General features: G+C 46.0%; 15 protein-coding genes and 1 tRNA gene. 2 read left to right on the forward strand and 14 right to left on the reverse strand.

The features are described 5' to 3' along the window. Window positions 1-169: 169 nt before the first annotated feature. Window positions 170-1,564 carry a dihydrolipoamide acetyltransferase family protein gene (locus F0364_RS07835; RefSeq protein ID WP_153797216.1) on the reverse strand — a complete coding sequence of 465 codons (1,395 nt, stop codon included), beginning with the start codon at window positions 1,562-1,564 and terminating at the stop codon, window positions 170-172. Between the two features lie 197 nt (window positions 1,565-1,761). Then, window positions 1,762-3,036 (reverse strand): CinA family nicotinamide mononucleotide deamidase-related protein, encoded by a 1,275-nt coding sequence (locus tag F0364_RS07840; RefSeq protein WP_153797217.1) that lies wholly within the window; start codon window positions 3,034-3,036, stop codon window positions 1,762-1,764. 43 nt (window positions 3,037-3,079) lie between these two features. On the opposite strand from F0364_RS07840, the gene dacB reads away from it, so the two are divergent. After that, on the forward strand, window positions 3,080-4,471 hold the full coding sequence (gene dacB, locus F0364_RS07845; protein WP_153797218.1) for a D-alanyl-D-alanine carboxypeptidase/D-alanyl-D-alanine endopeptidase: 1,392 nt from the start codon (window positions 3,080-3,082) through the stop codon (window positions 4,469-4,471). Between the two features lie 114 nt (window positions 4,472-4,585). On the opposite strand, the gene F0364_RS07850 is transcribed toward dacB, so the two are convergent. The 6 genes from F0364_RS07850 to lipB all read right to left on the reverse strand — a co-directional run bounded on the left by F0364_RS07850 (window position 4,586) and on the right by lipB (window position 10,278). Then, a complete protein-coding gene (locus F0364_RS07850) occupies window positions 4,586-5,776 on the reverse strand; it encodes a DUF5009 domain-containing protein (protein WP_153797219.1) in 1,191 nt (396 codons plus the stop codon). 207 nt (window positions 5,777-5,983) lie between these two features. Beyond that, on the reverse strand, window positions 5,984-6,367 hold the full coding sequence (locus tag F0364_RS07855) for a DUF7009 family protein (protein ID WP_153797220.1): 384 nt from the start codon (window positions 6,365-6,367) through the stop codon (window positions 5,984-5,986). Between the two features lie 20 nt (window positions 6,368-6,387). Continuing rightward, entirely contained in the window at window positions 6,388-7,245 is an 858-nt protein-coding gene (gene fdhD / locus F0364_RS07860) for a formate dehydrogenase accessory sulfurtransferase FdhD (protein ID WP_153797221.1), read from the reverse strand. A 44-nt stretch (window positions 7,246-7,289) separates the two neighbouring features. Next, complete coding sequence (locus F0364_RS07865; RefSeq protein WP_153797222.1) at window positions 7,290-8,411, reverse strand: vWA domain-containing protein; 1,122 nt, start codon at window positions 8,409-8,411, stop codon at window positions 7,290-7,292. 211 nt (window positions 8,412-8,622) lie between these two features. Then, window positions 8,623-9,534: an AAA family ATPase gene (locus F0364_RS07870; protein ID WP_153797223.1), complete on the reverse strand. Its 912-nt coding sequence runs from the start codon at window positions 9,532-9,534 to the stop codon at window positions 8,623-8,625. A 12-nt stretch (window positions 9,535-9,546) separates the two neighbouring features. Further along, window positions 9,547-10,278, reverse strand: a complete 732-nt coding sequence (lipB, locus tag F0364_RS07875) for a lipoyl(octanoyl) transferase LipB (protein ID WP_153797224.1) — start codon at window positions 10,276-10,278, stop codon at window positions 9,547-9,549. Between the two features lie 643 nt (window positions 10,279-10,921). Here lipB and F0364_RS07880 point away from each other — a divergent pair. Continuing rightward, on the forward strand, window positions 10,922-11,380 hold the full coding sequence (locus F0364_RS07880) for a DUF6036 family nucleotidyltransferase (protein WP_153797225.1): 459 nt from the start codon (window positions 10,922-10,924) through the stop codon (window positions 11,378-11,380). 147 nt (window positions 11,381-11,527) lie between these two features. On the opposite strand, the gene F0364_RS07885 is transcribed toward F0364_RS07880, so the two are convergent. The 6 genes from F0364_RS07885 to hisG all read right to left on the reverse strand — a co-directional run bounded on the left by F0364_RS07885 (window position 11,528) and on the right by hisG (window position 18,744). After that, window positions 11,528-11,612: transfer RNA gene (locus F0364_RS07885), tRNA-Ser, on the reverse strand. 140 nt (window positions 11,613-11,752) lie between these two features. Next, window positions 11,753-13,813 carry a putative porin gene (locus F0364_RS07890; RefSeq protein WP_153797226.1) on the reverse strand — a complete coding sequence of 687 codons (2,061 nt, stop codon included), beginning with the start codon at window positions 13,811-13,813 and terminating at the stop codon, window positions 11,753-11,755. Between the two features lie 416 nt (window positions 13,814-14,229). Beyond that, window positions 14,230-15,051: a purine-nucleoside phosphorylase gene (locus tag F0364_RS07895; protein ID WP_153797227.1), complete on the reverse strand. Its 822-nt coding sequence runs from the start codon at window positions 15,049-15,051 to the stop codon at window positions 14,230-14,232. A gap of 123 nt (window positions 15,052-15,174) precedes the next feature. Further along, entirely contained in the window at window positions 15,175-16,272 is a 1,098-nt protein-coding gene (gene hisC / locus F0364_RS07900; RefSeq protein WP_235921032.1) for a histidinol-phosphate transaminase, read from the reverse strand. Between the two features lie 98 nt (window positions 16,273-16,370). Further along, window positions 16,371-17,642: a histidinol dehydrogenase gene (gene hisD, locus F0364_RS07905; RefSeq protein ID WP_153797228.1), complete on the reverse strand. Its 1,272-nt coding sequence runs from the start codon at window positions 17,640-17,642 to the stop codon at window positions 16,371-16,373. 208 nt (window positions 17,643-17,850) lie between these two features. Beyond that, window positions 17,851-18,744, reverse strand: a complete 894-nt coding sequence (gene hisG / locus F0364_RS07910) for an ATP phosphoribosyltransferase (RefSeq protein ID WP_153797229.1) — start codon at window positions 18,742-18,744, stop codon at window positions 17,851-17,853. Window positions 18,745-19,131 lie beyond the last annotated feature (387 nt).

The raw sequence follows: 19,131 nt of genomic DNA on the forward strand, positions 1-19,131 counted from the left end.
GCAGCGCATTCTTCGTTTTGCCAAAGAGAATTATCAATCGGTATTCACAATGATGAGGGCTGCCGTTTTTGCTGCTCAATAAAGCGTTGGAGTACAAGTGAGTGACACAACAGGCGCTTAATTCTTGTTCCTCAGTTCGTCCCAAAAAACTCATTTAAAGCCGTAGGCTTTACCAGTTACGGTTTATATCCCACTGCTCAAACTCCCTGGCAACAGCGGTAAGAAAGGATGCGCCCAGGCTGCCGTCTATAATGCGGTGGTCGTAACTTAAAGACAGGTACATCATGTGCCTTATGCCAATGGTATCGCCCTGTTCGGTTTCAATTACAACGGGGCGTTTTTTAATAGCGCCTACGGCCAGTATGGCCACCTGCGGCTGGTTAATGATGGGCGTTCCCATCAGGCTGCCGAAAGTGCCCACATTGGTAAGCGTAAAAGTACCGCCCTGCGTATCATCGGGCTTAAGCCTGTTGTTACGGGCATTGTCAGCAAGCGTATTTACTGACTTGCTAAGGCCTACCAGGTTAAGGTAATCGGCATTGCGGATAACAGGCACGATGAGGTTACCGTTTTGCAGCGCCGTGGCCATACCGATATTGATGTCTTTTTTTACGATGATGCGTTCGCCATCAACCGAGCTATTGATGAGCGGATAACGCTTCATTACACGCACCAGGCAATCTATAAAGAGCGGGGTAAATGTTATTTTCGTATTCTCCCTTTTCTCAAAATCTTTCTTCACTTTTTCACGCCAGAGCACCATATTGGTAACGTCGGCTTCGGCAAAGCTGGTTACATGGGCGCTGGTATGTTTGCTGTCAACCATGTGGCGGGCAATCATTTTACGCATGCGGTCCATCTCAATTACTTCCACATTACTTTCAGCACTACCGGCTTTAGGCACGGTAGCCACTTCTGTAGAAACCACAGCCGGTTGCGCCGGTTCAGGTTGCTTGGCTGGTTGAGCTTTTGGCTGGGTTAATATGTCTGTAGTAATGGCGGGTGCATCTGCTGCTGCCTGCGGGCTTACCTTTTCGGCAACTTTGTTTGCACTGCCGTTTTTGCGGCTTTCCACGTACTCCAGTATATCTTTTTTGGTAACCCGGCCTTCATTGCCCGAGCCCGGAATTTTCTCCAGTTCGCTTAACGCAATACCCTCACTGTTGGCTATATTCAATACCAGCGGCGAGTAAAAACGGTTACTTCCGGCAGGCACATGTACCGTGGGCGTAGGCTGGTAGGGAACAGCCATGGTAATTTCTTCCAGGTCTTCTATACCAGCATCTTCATCAGGCAGGAGCGCCGGTTGGGCAGCTACAGACACTTCGGTTTCAATACGTGCAATTACAGAACCTATGGGCACCACATCGTTAACATTGAACAAAATTTCGCTAATGGTACCCGCAACCGTGCTTGGCACTTCACTATCCACCTTATCCGTGGCAATTTCCAGCACGGTTTCATCCTGCTGTACGCTATCGCCAGGTTTCTTCAGCCATTTTAAAATCGTGGCTTCCACTATGCTTTCACCCAGTTTGGGCATCACCAAATCAACTAATGCCATATATGGTTTGCAATTTTTAGTATTATGCCTTACAGCAAGCTGTAAGTGAAATTCATTTATGGGCCCGGCTTCATTACTGCTATGAAGCTTCCGTTGCGTCGCACTCTTTTGCGCCTTATCCGCTATGCAGCAATGTGCATCCTGCCTCTAAGCGGCTATCCGGCTCAAAAGTAACGGTTCTGCATTAATTTACCTTATCAGGCGTTTTCCAGCACAAAGGCACGCAGAAAGTTAAGTGCATTGGTAGCCGTTAACTGAATGTTCCGCTGGCGGTCAAAACGCAGGCTAAGCTTTTTGGTAGCAGTCTTGCCCTGGCAGGCGGCGGCTATCCAAACAGTGCCCACGGGTTTCTCCGCACTGCCACCGTCCGGCCCCATAATACCGCTTACTGCAACGGAAAAATCGGTGCCGGTAACGGCCAGTGCGCCGGTGGCCATTTCCACAACAGTTTCCTCGCTTACGGCGCCGTTATTTTGCAGGGTTGTTGTTTTTACGCCAAGTACATTCTGTTTTATGCTGTTATCATAACTAACAATGCTGCCCCAAAAATACCGCGAAGCACCAGCGACAGAAGTAATAAGGTGGGCAATATAACCACCCGTACAGCTTTCTGCCGTGCACATGGTTTTACCTTTTTGCAACAGCACTTTGCCAATCACCTGTTCCATGGGCAGGTCTTCATTGGTTACCAGGTATTCCTTCACAAGCACCTGCAGTTTTGCAAACTCTGCATCAAGGGTCGTATTTACTTCGTCTTTTTCACCACTGGCGGTAAGGCGCAGGCGCACCATGCCGTAGCTGGGCAGGTAAGCCAGTTTTACAAATGCTGGTAATGCTTCCTCCCATTGTTTTATTATTTCCGCAAGGTTAGATTCGCCAATACCTGCCGTAAGCAGGGTACGATGGCCAATGAACGGCAGCATAAAACGTTCTTTTACCAGGCCCAGCACATGCTCCTGCATAATGCCCTTCATTTCATGCGGCACACCCGGCATGCTGATAAATATCTTTCCTTCTTTTTCAAACAGCATACCCGGCGCAGTGCCGTTGGTATTTTTTAGTACGGTACATACATCCGGCACTTCGGCCTGCTTGCGGTTGCGTTCCAGCAGCGGCATCGGCCGGCGGAACACATGCTCAAACAGGTAGGTTACATGCGCCAGTGTTTCCTGGTGCATTATCATTTTACCGCCGAAGTATTCGCACAGCAGCGGTTTGGTAATATCATCGGCGGTGGGGCCCAGCCCGCCGGTAATCAGTATAATATCGCTCCTGCGGCCCTCTTCATCCAGTGCCTGCCAAATATCATCCCATCCGTCGCCTACAGCCACCCGGTGTTTTACCCAAACGCCAATTTTATTCAACTCCTGCGCCATCCAGGCGCTGTTGGTATCAATAACCTGTCCTATCAGCAGTTCATCTCCTATCGTAATAATGGAGGCGTATACTCTTTTGATATAGTTCCTTTCCATATAATTCGTTGTCTGTCTTTAATTTTAGCGCAAGGTAAAGTATATGAGAACATTTAACATGGTAATTGGTTTACTGCTGCTGGCAAATAACCTGGCGGCGCAAACCACAGACAAAGGACTGGCCAAAGCCATGCAAACCTTGCTGAAAGATGAGCAGCTAAAACATGCTTCGGTAAGCCTGTATGTGGCAGAAACCAAAACAGGCAAACCTGTTTACGGCTACAACGAAGAAATTGGACTGGCGCCTGCCAGCACACAAAAGATTTTTACCGCCATAGCCGCGCTGGAAACGTTGGGTGAACAATACAGGTATAAAACGGAGATTGGCTATACCGGTAATATTTCCAACAACCTTCTTAGCGGCAACCTTACAATTACCGGTTATGGCGACCCTACACTGGGTTCATGGCGTTTTAAAGGACGGAAGGAAACCTGCTTTGCCGATTCTGCTATCAATATGCTGAAAAAGGCCGGCATTGAACAGATTACTGGCAACATAAGCGGGGAAGGCACAAAATTTGAAAGCCAAACCATTCCCGGCGGTTGGATATGGGATGACATCGGCAACTATTATGGCGCCGGAGCATGCGCCCTTAACTGGCACGAAAATCAATATGATTTATTTCTAAAGCCCGGCGCAAGGGTAGACGATAAAGTGAGCATCATTAAAACCGAACCTGAATTATATGGCGTCTCACTGGTAAGTGAAGTTACAACTGGCCCTGCCGGTAGCGGGGATAATGGATATATTTACCTGGCGCCTTATACACATTTTGGTTATGTAAGGGGCACTGTTCCGGCAGGCCCGGCAAGCTTTGTTATATCCGGCTCCATACCCAACCCGGCTCATCAGCTTATCTTATTTATGGAAGAAGAAATGGATAAGCAAGGCATACCAATTAAAAGGCAAGCTTTGGAAAACAAAGAAAAAACAACAACGCCGGTAAATATTTATACCCATTACTCCCCCACTCTCGATTCCATCATTTATTGGTTTTTACAAAAAAGCATTAACCTGTACGGAGAAGCCCTGCTGAAAACAGTGGCTTACGAAAAGACCGGGTTTGGTTCTACCCAAAAAGGCATCGAATTCTTGAACAAATTCTGGAAAGAACGGGGCATAGAAGAAAGCGCCTTAAATATTATGGATGGCAGCGGCCTTTCACCGCAAAACAGGGTTACCACAAAAGCTATGGTTACCGCTTTGCAATATGCCAAAAGCAAAAGCTGGTTTAAAAGTTTCTATGCCGGCCTGCCCACCTACAATGGCATGCGCATGAAGAGTGGCTCTATCGGTGGCGCAAGGGCGTATACGGGGTACCACACTTCCGCAGCGGGTGTACAATACAGCTTTGCCATTATGGTAAATAATTACAGCGGCAGCGCGGGGGCGGTAGTGCAAAAAATGTATAAGGTGTTGAATGAACTGAAGTAACACCAGTTTCTACGCGGGTGAAAAGCCGCCCAAAGAACAAGGCGTACAAGTGAGTGACACAACCAAAGCCTCATAGCAGTCCCGAAGGTTCGGGACAGCCTGCCCCATAAAAAACTATAGTTTAAGCCGTACATCCATCCTGCTTAACAAGCCCGTTAACACAACCATAAGCAAAGCAAACGCCAGCGATTTTAAAAGCCCTACGCCGCCTGTAAGCAGCGCATCCGGCAGGTGCAAACCCAATAATACAACAACAGCATACGCATAGTAAGGCAGCAGGTAACAAAGCAGCGTATCTGTACCGGCTGGTTTTATTAATGTAAACCAACGCGACTTACCCTGCACATCTGCAATGGCATAAACAGGTATAAACACCAGTATGGCTATGGCGCTGCAGATTAATACCCAGGATGGCGTTGCACCCAATTTGGCAATACCTCCAATAGGGCGCAGGGCAAAACCCGCACCCATAAAAACTATAGCCATCACAAAAAGCGTTACCATTAATTTTACTGGCTGGTTGCGCTGTACAAAACCCCTGAACACCTGCGATGTAACAACACCTCCCATTACCAGTGCGGTTAAACCTCCTTGGCCCAGGGGCCCAATGATGGTATGCATCAATTTACTTTCAGGAAGTTGGTGCGCATGGTGGAGTACTGATAACAGCAGCAGTAAAAGCCATGCGATAATGTTGATATAAAGCTTGTTATTTGAAAACGCGTATATCAAAGCGCCCAACAGGTAACTCCACCCGATAAGGCCGAGAATACCCCACCATTGCGGTGCAAAACGGGTAACATTGCCATCATCTCCACCGCGGTACACCCATGCCAGTATAAGTAATACAATTATAGCCACTGCCTTAGCCACATTTACATTAATGGCCCTTACCGTTTTGGGGTACGCGTTCCAGATAATAACAAAGCAGGTGCAGCATATAACATTCCATACCACGCGCCGCATACCTGTTGCCGCCTCATTAATGCCTTCTCCATTAACAAGGTACAGCCCCATTACCAGCAGCGCTATGGAGCGCATCACAATATGCCATACCACCTGCGCCTTATTATCGCCCTTGCTTATACGGTTACTGACGGCATACGGTATAGACAGCCCTACAATAAACAAAAACGCTGGAAACACAGCGTCAGCAAGGCCCATGCCATCAACGCCATGCTCCACATGCTCCAGCCAGGCGGGTATGTCTTTTAACGACCACAAGTCGTTCACAAAAATCATCAACAGCATGGTAAGGGCACGAAGGATATCAATAGAAGCGATGCGTTGTTTTGTATTAGTCATGAAACATATTATACTGAAATATAGAAAGATACGAACGCACTGTAAAATACTGTGCAGGTTTTTTATTAGCCCGGCGGCAGAAAAGCCTCCATCGTCTGAAGGAGAGCATTATGAGCCCAACGGCAGGAACATCTATTAAGCGTCCCTTGCGTCGCACTCTTGTACGCATTGTTCTTTGGGCGACATTTAAGCAAAGGCCTGTACAGGCTAACAAACTTTACCCGCAGTGCCTGTATCAACTAATTCTGTAAAAGTGTCGCTCTTGTCTTCTCCCGGCCTGTCTTTACAGGGAAAATCTTTTTCGATAACTATATCAAGTGCCTCCCTGCCCTTTATCGGTAATGAATGATAAATGCCCACTTCGTCTGTCTCCATCCAACTGATGGCTACAGGCGAGGGTATGTGGATACAGATATTGTTGTTGCTTATTTCGGCTAGCAAGGCGGGTACATCGGCAATGCGCAGCTCGTAGGTAAGTGTAGCGGCAGGAAAAGCAACCTCATCTTTCACAAAGCCATTTTCTTTAAGCAAGAGTAACTCTGATTTTTTGATGCGGTAGCGTATGGAGTTTTTCTCAAACCTTAGTTTCATGCCGGTTAATTTGCTGCAAGTTACGAACCAATGATTTTTTCCGCCCCGCAATAAATATTGAAGCTGTTGTTCTTAACAAAGCCAATTACGGTAAGGCCATAGTCGCCGGCCAGTTCAATGGCCAGGCTTGTGGGCGCCCCAATGGAACAAAGCATGGGCGCCCCGGCCATTAAAGATTTTTGCACCAGTTCGTAGCTTAACCTTCCGCTAAACAATAACAGGTTATTATGCAGGGGCAGCATCTGCTGTTTTAATAAATAGCCTGCCAGTTTATCCATGGCATTATGCCTGCCCACATCTTCAGCCACCTGCAATATTTGGCCGGTATTGTTTACCAGCGCAACAGCATGGGCGCCGCCGGTATTACTAAACAACCCCTGCGATGATTGCAGCAAGGCGGGCAAAGCCCCTATAACAGAAGCGTTAATTTGAAAACCTGTGCCCACAGGTTTAAATACCGCCTTTTGCTTTACCAGGTCATCCGTGGTTTTGCCGCAAAAGCCACATGCGGAACTGGCTATAAAATTCCTTTTCCGCTCAACCGCGTTAAACAGAACATGAGGGGCAAGGCTTACTTCTATGGTGTTTTCCTGCAGGTCTTCATCACCGGGGTTACCAACGAACCTGGCGGATAAAATATCTGTGGCCTGCTGAATGATGCCTTCGCAAAAGAGGAAGCCTGTAACCAGGTTAAAATCTTCACCCGGCGTACGCATGGTTACAGAAAGTAATTCTTTTTGCCGGTTTAAAGCCGGGCCATGAACAAGGATTATCTGCAATGGAGATTCAGCTATGATGTTATCATGCTGCTTTAGCCTTTCACCATTTCTAATGGAATGAACAATTGCCTGCTTAATGCCTTTGTTGTTTTTTGACATACCTATAAAACTATTTCTCCACAGCGAAATTTAATGACTGCCCTCTACAACCACTGCCCCAGCCTTCTAAGGCTTTCCGCATTGTGCGCCGGGGCAAAAACATGCACATAAGGCAACGCTGCCTTCATGCCTGCCACGCCGGGGCTGTATGCGTGGTAACCAGCCAGCGGGTTTAGCCAAATTATTTTGCGGCATTTGTTACGGATGGTTTCCATACTATGCTGCAATACCGGTATATCGCCCGTATCCCATCCATCGCTCATGATAATTACAATGGTCCTCTTATCCAGCAGTTGCCCCGCATAATCTTCTGTAAACCTGTGAAGGCTCTCCCCTATTTTGGTGCCGCCCCCCCAGCCCTGGTTTTGCCCTTGCACCCATTGCATGGCAGTGGCAAAGTCCCGCTGTTTAAGCAAAGTTGTTATCCGTTGCAAACCGGTGCTGAAGGCAAAGGTTTCTACCCGTTTATATACCTGCTGAAAAGCGTACATAAACTGCAGCAGGAAGGCAGCATATAAATCCATAGATTTGCTTACATCGCAAAGTATTACCAGTTTAGTACGGTTGCGTTTAGGTTGATGAAAAACGATATCCAGCAACTCACCACCGCGGCGCATATTTTTTCTTAACGTCCTGCGCAGGTCTGGAATGTTTGCATGATTATCTCGCTGGTAGCGGCGGTTAATATGTGCGGCCAGCCTTTTAGACAGTGCTTTTATGTTCCGCATCAACTCGTCCACCTCATCATCTGGCACGGCACTAAAATCTTTTTTCGTGAGGCTTTCCTGCACGCTGTACACGGCCATTTCTTCTGTTTCCTGGTTGCGGTGGCCATTCAGCCAGCTTTTCAGCGATGTAAAGGAAGCATCCTTACCATTGGTTTGTATTTTCTTTTCCGGCCCTGTTTTCACTTTTGCGTCAACCGCTTTGCCAAGCTCTTGCCAGTAATCATTAAACAAAGCATCAAACTCATGCAACTGCTTTTGCGATTTGCAGCAAATAGCTTTTAACGCCAGCTTTAATACCTGCCGGCTGCTGTAATCAATACATTCCAGGGCTTTAAGGGCGGTTATTTCTTCATCAACGCCCAGCGTAAACCCTTTGCCCCGCAGGTAGCGGCAAAAGTGTATGATGTTTTGCGAAAGTGATGTATGGCGTTGAAGCATAAATGAGGTTAAGTTGAATGCAGTGGCAGGCTTTTTATCCGGGGGCTGAACAACTGCTCCTGTTTCTGCTACCGCAGGTGCCAGAAACATTATCTATCCGGGTCTGAAAAGATGCCATGAAAAACCAGGCGATGAAGTGCTTGCGACGCAACGATGATGCCATGAAAGGCCACAGCCCATATCATAAATTATCGCTGCCCTCATGCTTTACCTATAATTCAATTTTAGAAATAATGCCCGTTTTTTCCATCAGTTCGCTTAACGATAATTGCGCCTGCCGGGTATCTCTCCAATCTTTCAGTATTACACCGAGTGTTTGTTCAATAACAGACCTGTCCAGGTAATCAATATGCAGCGCCGCCAAGGCCATGGCCCAATCGAGTGTTTCCGCAACGCCGGGGGTTTTCTCCAGTTTCATTTGCCGCAAGGCCTGCATAAAACGGGTAATTTGTTCAGCCAGCTTTGTATCTATTTCCGGCACTTTGCTTTTTACCACCAGCCACTCTTTTTCAAAATCCGGGTAATCAATATACAGGTAAAGGCATCGCCTTCTTAACGCTTCGCTTAGCTCACGGGTGCGGTTGCCGGTTAAAATAACCTGGGGAATATTTGTTGCTTTGATGGTGCCCGTTTCAGGAATAGTTATCTGCCAGTCGCTGAGTACTTCCAGCAAAAAACTTTCAAACTCTTCATCAGAGCGGTCTATTTCGTCAATCAGCAATACCGGCTTTTTGTGGTGTGTAATAGCCTGCAGCAAAGGCCGCTTCATTAAAAATTCATCGCTGAAAATGGTTTTCTCTTTCTCGGTAACGGATTGGCCGTCATGCTCCGTCATTTTAAGGTGCAGCAACTGGCGCTGGTAGTTCCATTCGTATAAGGCATGGGTTGCATCCAGCCCCTCGTAACATTGCAGGCGTATTAAGTCTGTTTGCAAAGCCCTGGCCATTACCTTGGCAATTTCTGTTTTGCCAACGCCTGCTGGGCCTTCAACCAGCAAAGGCTTGTTTAACTGCAACGACAAAAACACAGACATAGCAACGGCATCGTCCGTAATATAGCCCTGCCTACGCAGCATTTGTTCAATATCCGTAAGGTTCAATTGCGGCTGGTGCGTATTTGCCATTGGTTGGTTTAATTAATGAGATAACAGAAGCTCGCCGCCTGCAGGGCTGTAAACCGGTTCATCCAGCATTTGCACATTAAATACCCGGCAAAAATTACGCTTCAGCTTTTCTTTTGCTTCGGCAACATTTACATCATGCCCCAATTCCTTTGCCAGGGATGTAACCTGTTTATTTTGAATGCCACAGGGAACAATATAATTAAAGAAGTTTAAATCTGTATTTACGTTAAAAGCAAAACCGTGCATGGTAACCCAGCGGCTGCAGCGAATGCCCATGGCGCAAATTTTACGTTCCCTGCCCGGCACAGAGGGCTCCAGCCAAACGCCGGTTTCACCTTTGCTGCGCTCACCATAAAGGCCATATTCAGCCATGGTGAGTATGATCACTTCCTCCAGGCTGCGCAGGTACCAGCCCAGGTCAGTTTTAAATTGCTCAAGGTCAAAAATGGGGTAACCAACCACCTGTCCCGGGCCATGAAAAGTAATATCGCCGCCACGGTTAATGTGAAAATATTCAATGTTTTTTTCCAGCCTTTCGGTTTCAGATATCAATACATGCTCTGCCTTGCCGTTTTTGCCCAGGGTATATACCGGAGCATGCTCCACAAAAAGCAGGTGCTGCGCAGGCTTTTCGCCGCCGGATTTTTGTTTAACCTTCTGCTGCAACAAGCCTTCCTGAAAATTCCATACCTGCGCATAAGCAGGCTGCCGGCCCATATCTGTAAACAATACCTGGTTCATCATTCTGTAAAAATAACCAATTGCGGCAGTAATTATTTCAGGTTGAGTAGTTAACCCAAAGCGGAGTTTTTATGTTACCGGCAGGAGGACAAGCATGAAGCTTCGTTGTGTCACTCCCTTGTACGGCTGGATTCGCTATGCAGCTTTTCCCGCAGGGTAGGTTATTTAGCCGCCCGGGCGGCTGGAGATTTTAAGATCATTACTGGTTAGACGGCTATAAAATGCAGTTTGTTTTCAACAATTAATATATTTTTTTTGGTATTAAACAACAAAAAAGTGCAATCAAAGAAACAAATCCTGCTTCCAAAATTTCAACAGATATTGGAAAAGATGGCGGGAAACACGCAGCAATTTTATACGATATTGATTATTTATTGGGAGTTCATAATTTAAGCCGTATTAATTAATTCTATGGTTAACAGAAATATGTAATTTTGGATATGTCTGCATTTCGGTTAAACCGCTTTGCTTTTAAGGCGCAAACAGCGCAAGAAGCAGCAAACCATTCCACGTACTACAGGAGTTTGAGTTGGCAGGAGAGGCTTAAAATTGCTGGTTACCTTAACAGCATTGCCTTCAACTATCCGGAAAACAAACCTCCAAAATTAGATAGAACAGTATTCAAAGCAGTTACAAGAAATCATTAATGGCTAACATTTTTAATGATGACTTTATAGATTTTCTGGCTGCGCTGAATAAGCAGGAAGTGAGATATATTCTTGTAGGCGGTTTTTCTGTAATCCTGCACGGTTACGCAAGAACAACAGGCGATATGGATATTTGGGTTGAACGCACTGCAGGCAATTATCAAAAACTGAAAAAGGCTTTTGATCAATTTGGGATGCCAGTTTTTGATATGACAGAAAATAACTTCCTGTTTCATCCAAACTGGGATGTATTTACTTTTGGCGTTCCTCCGGTAGCTATTGATATTATGGTTAAAGTAAAAGGGCTGGATTTTCAGGAGTGTTTTGGCAAAGCTGTCATTTTTGAAGATGAAGACCTAAAGATCAGGACTATTCATAAAAATAATTTGATAGAGGCTAAAAAATCGTCAGGAAGGGCTAAAGATTTAAATGATCTGGAAAACCTAACTTCCGAATAGTTATTCGTTCATTTTATCGCTATCTGCAAATGCAAATAATGTATTTTATTATCAGGCGGATTAATTGCCCCCTCATCATCATGCCCTTACGACATCAGGATTTCTCCAAAAAAAAATGCTCAAGCTTTTACACCATGAGCATTTCAGCGGAAGGAGAGGGATTCGAACCCCCGGACCTGTGACAGTCTTCGGTTTTCAAGACCGACGCAATCGACCACTCTGCCATCCTTCCGGGTGCAAAATAAGGGTGTGGAGTTTTATCTTCCAAAAAATAATAATGTTTTAAAAAATAAGCGCTCAAGTTGGCATGCACCCATTAGCTGTAACAACAGCACATGCTATATGGCAAATGGTAATGGCATACAAACGCCGTTAGTTTACAAACCCCCACCAAAAGCCAAACCTTAGCCACATGGCCCGGCCGGGATAATGCTGCACAGTAAAGTTGGGCTTATTAAACCCAGCCCCTGATGTGCCGCTGCCCAGGCTGAAGGAATTTACATTTTCCAGCCGTACAAACGACTTAAAGCTTTTGATGCGGAAATGAAAGAACAGGTCAACATCCGGCCGGTTGGAAACAGAATAAGTATCCTGGTAAAAAAACTGGCCGGTAAATGGTGAATAATTATAGGGCTTAAAAGACGTATAATACCTTATTTCAACGCCGGTGGAAAGAAACAAATTGGTGAAAAAATTGCCTTCAAAAGCAAGGCGGTTGCGGGTTAATACAGAGGGAAAAGCTACAGGCGGGTTGCCGGTTGCCTGCTGTACATGCAACTGCGCATACCAGTTAAAAAACCTGCTTAGCCTGAATTTCTTCTCGCCGCTAAGCTGCAGCATATTAAACAGGGCGCCTTCCTGCTGCGGGTTAAAAAAATTGTCGAAATAAGTATAGTTGCTTACCAGGTAATAATTGCCGGATAGTTGCAGCTTTAACGCGGCCAGGTACAGGTTGGCAAAAATGCGGGTGGTGTTTTCCTTCTTTAAATCCTGCTGCAGCGTTACGGGAAAAGACGTCCTGTTTTCAAATAGGTAAGATGGTGTGCGGTTTACGTTTTGAAAGCCTACTTCCAGCGAGCCTATCTTTTTGCCCAGTATACGTTTAAGGCTAATGTAAGCAGCATAATCACCTACATAACTGCCCGTTATATAAAAGCGCCCATTGGCCTCTATATCCCATTTTTGGTTGCGGGTGCGGTTACGGTACTCCCCTACCAGGTAAGTATTACTAAACTGGCTTCTTGCCGATGTATCAAACTGTCCTTTCAAAAACTGGAAAGCCGCCCCCAGTTTTAAAAACTGGTTCAGGTTCTTTTTCTCCGGAAAGGTGAGCAGGCTGAACTCGTTGGTAAAATCCTGCCAAACATCTTTAAACAACACCGTATCCAACGGGTTGTAGTAATTAAAGTAGGCGCTGTAGTTAGAAGAGGTAGGTACATAGTCCCTAAAGCTGTACTGGTACTTGGTAAAGCTAAAGGTATGCTGCAGCCTAAGCCTGGGATAGAATAGTTTATAAGTTACCGAGTCTGTAACCAGGGAATCTTTACTGCCAAGGTCGTAATAGTGCCGGAAAAAAATAGTGCTGGTATTGTACTGGTTGCCGGTAGCCACGTTTGTATTAAAAAAGTTACGGGATATACCGGCTGCCCTGTTGCCCAGCCTGGACAATAACTCAAACGGGTCGCCGCGGGTAAGGCTGTCCAGTCGCTTTTCATCAATTAACCCGCCGTTTTCTGACGACTTTATACTGTTTAGAATGTAAATAAGGTAAGCACCGTAGCGTTTGTTGTTAGACTGGTAGAATGCATTAACCCTTATGTTGCTGTGGCTGGTATTTTGGTTACGGTAAGTACCGGGAGAATTGATAAACCGGTAGTCAAACGTAAAATTAAAGTTACTGCCCCGGTTTTGCGTGTGGGTAAGGTTAATCATTTGTTCGGCCTTGCTGCCTATCATGTAGGCAAGGTCAGTATAAGGCCGGGTGGTGGTATAAAACTTTGTTTCTTCCAGTTTGTACATGTAGGGGTCAAAGGCGTGAAAGCCGGCATCCCAGCCGGGCTTCATGTTGGGCGTAAAAAGCAGCGGATAGGTTGCCGTGCCAAAATTGCCCAGGTCGTTATAAGTATAAGGTACGGGGTAACGCCGCCTGAAATCGTTGATGGAAGAATCCAGGAAATTTATCCTGGAAGAATCAAAATACTTAAAGCTGATGGTAATGGAATCTTCATTGGCATCACGGTGTTTAAGCGACAGTGAATCGGTGCTTTTTTTAATCGGCCTGCCCTGGCTATCATAACCAACCCCTGTTTGACTGTTGGGAAGGTTTGGCCTTACCTGGCCATGTACCGCATTAGCCCAAAACAAAACAAAACCGATGATATATAAATAAATACGCTTGCTTTTGTACATGCGGTTGAACGATAAATTGTTCACAAACTAAATATAAATACCTATGAACCGTGTTTAAGATGCTGTTAATATGATGTAGTGCCTACATTGTTTAAATGCAAGATGCAAAGCAGAGCCACCCATTTACACCTCATATTGCACCTGTACAGCTTACGGGTTATTAGCCATTTGAACCACCTGCACTTAACCCGGCCTGCAAATACGCAGCGGGTTTCACTTTTGGGTGAGGGATTGCAGCGGATACCCCGGTGAAGCCATCGCAGCAGGGCTTTTGTGCCGGAGTATGAGCGGAAAGCCCGACCCCTTGCGATAGCTTGGGGGCACCCCCAAAAAACAAGTACGAAATTATAATCACGAAGTACTTTGGCACTTATGCGATGTTAGGTATGAAAATGCACGATGCATTGCCACACATTAACAGTAAAGCCGTACCTGTTACATCAACTCACCATTTCCTTAAACAACGCCGTTAGTTTGGGCTCGGCATCTTTGGCCGCGGCCAGCACTTCTTCATGGGTAATAATGCTGGTATCATCGTCACGTATGCCAAGGTCTGTAATTACGCTTACCGCGAATACTTTCATACCGGCATGTATAGCCACAATTACTTCCTGCACCGTACTCATGCCCACCGCATCTCCGCCAATGGCTTTTATCAGGCGGTATTCCGCATGGGTTTCAAAAGTTGGGCCTGTAACGCCGGTATAAACGCCTTCCTTTAAATTGTAGCCTAATCTTTGGCCCACTTCCCTGGCTTTGGCTATAAGCGCCTTGTTGTAAGGTTCGCTCATATCAGGAAAGCGGGTACCCAATTCCTCTTCGTTAGGGCCGAGCAACGGGTTAATAGTAAACAAGCTGATATGGTCTTTAATAATCATCAGGTCGCCCACCTTAAAACCGGCCTGCACACCACCTGCGGCATTGGAAAGCAGCAAGGTTTCTACACCCAGCATTTTCATTACCCGCACCGGGTATGATACCTGCAGCGGGCTATAACCTTCATAAAAATGAAAACGGCCTGCCATAACCACTACTTTGGCGCCGTTCAATTCTCCCAATATCAGCTTACCGGAATGGCCAACTACTGTACTTACCGGAAAATGCGGCAAATCAGTATAAGGTATTTCTTTTTCGATGTTTATTTCGCTGGTAAAATTGCCCAGGCCGCTGCCCAGTATAATACCCGTTTTAGGCGTATGTGGGTATTGAGCTTGTATATATTCCGCAGTTTCCTTCAACTGCTGCATTAATGCTGATGGCATGAAGATTTGTTTTTACTTTAATGAGCAGGCTGCCCAAGGCCCGTCAAGGCCACGGGCAACACGACGGCGGCAAATATAATGAATGGCAGTGAGCGTTAGGAAGGGATTAACCGCTTAGATTCACTACTTACCATTCACCCACTCCGCCAGTGCATCCACCAGGTCGGTGTTTTCTTTTTCTGTGCCGATGGTAATACGCAGGCAGTCATTGCAGAGTTTTACATTGCTCCTGTCACGCACTACGATACCCTTGGTTAGCAGGAACTCATACACTTTACGGGCATCCTTTATTTTTACGAGGATGAAATTGGCATCGGAGGGATATACTTTCTCAACCGTAGGGATGCTTTCAAACACCTCGGTCAATGCATTGCGCATGTTTACCAGTTCACGTATCATGTCATTTACCTGGCCCACTTCTTCAAGCGCTTTTAACGCCAGCTCCTGCGTAGCCTGGTTAATGTTATAAGGCGGCTTAACGCGGTTGAGTATCTCCATTATGTCAACGGAGGCGAAGGCCATGCCCAGCCTTAAACCTGCCAAACCCCAGGCCTTGCTGAATGTTTGCATCACAACCAGGTTTGGGTATTCGGCCAGTTCTTTTATAAAAGACTGTTGGCGGGAGAAATTGATGTATGCCTCATCAATAACCACCAGCCCGTTGAAGTTGTTAAGTACAGTTTCTATATCCTGCCGGTAAAACGAGTTACCGGTAGGGTTATTGGGAGAACAAATCCAGATTATTTTGGTGTTCTCATCGGCCAGGTTTTCCAGGTGTACCAGGTCAAGCTGAAAATCATCCAGCAAAGGCGCTTTGCGCACTTCAATGTCGTTAATGTTGGCGCTTACTTCGTACATGCCATAGGTTGGCGGACAAATAATTACGTTGTCTTTACCGGGGTTACAAAAGCAACGGTACAAAAGGTCTATGCATTCGTCGCTGCCATTGCCCAGGAAAATATGCTGTGCAGCTATGCTTTTTATTTTACTGATGGACTGTTTTACTTTGTTCTGGTGTGGGTCTGGGTAGCGGTTGTACCATTTAGGCAATGGTGAGCCGAGGCTGTTTTCGTTAGCATCCAGGAATACTTTTGCTTCGCCGCTAAACTCATCCCTTGCCGATGAATATGGTACCAGCTTTTGAATGTTGGGGCGGGTTAACTTGTTTACATCAAATTGCATAGCGCCGTTATTTTCCGGTGCCTCTTTTGTTTCCTGCATATCCTGCCAGGTTTAATATTGAATAAATAGTTTTATGCTAAATCTTACTCTACTACTCACTACTCACCACTGACCACTCACCACTCACCATTCACCACTCACAGCCTCACCCTAACCGCATTTGCATGTGCCTCTAACCCTTCAGCGTCCGCCATGGTGATGACTGTTTGCCCGATGTTCTGCAAACCTTGCGCAGACAATCGCTGAAAGGTTATTTTTTTTACAAAGCTGTCTACACTAACTCCGCTATACATTCTTGCATAGCCATTGGTGGGCAGGGTGTGGTTGGTACCGCTGGCATAATCCCCTACGCTTTCGGGGGAATAGTTGCCCAGAAAAACGGAACCGGCATTGGTAATTGTGTCTGATATTTCAACGTTGTTGCGGCAGCAGAGTATCAGGTGCTCAGCCGCGTATGCGTTTACAAGGTCCACCGCCTCTCCCATATCGCTAACCAGTATGGCCTTGCTGTTATTCAATGCCTGCAGGGCAATATCCCTTCTGGGCAATAAGGCCAGTTGCTTATCCAGCTCTTTCTCCACTTCGCGTATAACAGAAGCAGACGTGCTTACCAGCAGTACCTGGCTATCCGGGCCATGCTCTGCTTGTGATAACAGGTCTGCCGCTATAAAGGCAGGCTCGGCAGTGTCATCGGCCAAAATACAAACCTCGCTGGGGCCGGCCGGCATGTCTATCGCTATGCCCTCCTGTTGTATCAATTGCTTGGCGCAGGTAACATATTGGTTGCCCGGGCCAAAAATCTTATACACTTGCGGAATGGTTTCGGTACCATAAGCCATAGCCGCTATAGCCTGCACACCGCCTACTTTAAAAATTTTTGTAACCCCGGTTATACGGGCCGCCACTAAAATAGCGGGGTGCAGCTTACCTTCCTTATTGGGAGGTGAGCAAAGAATTATTTCTTTACAGCCTGCCAGCATAGCAGGTGTTACCAGCATTAAAATGGTGGAAAATAAGGGTGCTGAACCGCCGGGTATGTACAAGCCCACTTTTTCAATACCTACACTGCGGCGCCAGCATTGAACACCAGGCATGGTTTCAATAATTTCGGGCGGCGATAATTGTTTTTCGTGAAAGCTGATAATATTATCAGCAGCGGTTTTAATAGCCAGCTTTAGTTCGTCGCTTACCAGCGATATGGCTTCGTCAATTTCCCTGTTGGTTACATAAGCGTTTTGCAGTTCCACGCCATCAAACTGCTGTGTATATTTTTTAACGGCGGCATCGCCATTTTGTTTTACATCATGCAGCACAGCTTTTACTTTTTCCTGTAGCGACGATGTATCCATCACCGGTCTTTGCAGCAAAGCTGGCCATTCTTTTTGTTGGGGAAATTGTATCAACTGCATGTGAAGTATCTTAAGTTTAAATAATAACAAACAATAAACCTGCTTATACGAATACAGCGTGTTACACCTGAGGGTGAGGGATTGAAGCGGTTACCCCGGTGAAGCCTTCGCAGCCAGGCTTTTGTGCCGGAGTAATAGCGGAAAGCCCGACCCCTTGCGTAGCTTGGGGGCACCCCCTACTGCCAATGCCAATCCCGTTCAGGAAGATTTAAATAATCATCTTTTCAATGGGCACCACCAGTATGCCCTGGGCGCCGGCAGCTTTCAGCTTTTCGATAATATCCCAAAAAGTGCTTTCGCTTATAACACTATGTACACTGCTCCAGCCTTCTTCCGCAAGTGGCAATACGGTGGGGCTTTTCATGCCCGGCAGCAAAGAAATAATTTGCTGCAGGTTGTCGTTTGGGGCGTTCAGCAACACATACTTATTGTTCTTTGCTTTTTTTACAGATTGTATCCTGAAAAGCAACTTATCCAGAATAGCTTGTTGCCCAGGCGCAAGCTGCCTGTTACGTATCAGTACCGCCTGAGACTGTAATATAGTTTCCACCTCTTTTAAGCCGTTCATAAACAAGGTAGAGCCACTGCTTACCAAATCGCAAATGGCTTCTGCCAAACCTATACCCGGCGCTATTTCCACGCTGCCGCTTATCTCATGTATCTCGGCATTAATACCTTTCTCATTCAAAAAATTCTGCACTAACACAGGATAGCTGGTGGCTATGCGTTTGCCTTCCAAAAAATTCACATCATCATATACATCTCCTCTTGTTACAGCGATAGACAAACGGCATTTGCCAAAGCCAAGTTTTTCTACCACATCAATCTTTTTGTTCTTCTCATATACCACATTCTCTCCCACAAAACCAATGTCTGCAACAGCATCTTCCACATACTGGGGGATATCATCATCCCGTAAAAAAAATACTTCCAATGGAAAATTGCTGGCTTCACTCTTCAGCTTGTTTACACCATTGCTGATGTCGATACCACACTCTTTCAACAGTTTTAGCGAATCATCGTGCAGGCGTCCTGATTTCTGGATAGCGAGCTTTAGTTTACCCTCATCCCCTGAAGGGGTGCTTTGAATGCCTTGGTTCATTATTATTTATTGAAAACTGTCCCTGAATATTTTTGCCCCTTCATGGGATAGGGGTAATAAAAAAAGGCCTACCTACCGGTAAGCCCTTTGTACAATATTGTGTTAGCTGCACAGTATCACCGGCCTACCTTACTGGTAAGATATGATGGTGGTGATGTATGTGCAACTGATTGTTCATTTGAAAATTGTGCTGCAAAAATAGGGCATGCTGTTTACCGTCCAAATTTTTATTGATAATGCTTGTGTTTCTTTTTTAGATACCAGCAATAGTTTTTCATGGCGACTTCGTTGCGTCGCAAGCACTTTATCGTTCGGTTCAATGGGCGGCTGTAGCCTTGTAGTGTAACACGCTGGTTATTGCCCAACCTTTTGCTTGCCGGCATATAG

Source organism: Foetidibacter luteolus, from assembly GCF_009650435.1.
GTDB classification, from domain to species: domain Bacteria; phylum Bacteroidota; class Bacteroidia; order Chitinophagales; family Chitinophagaceae; genus Foetidibacter; species Foetidibacter luteolus.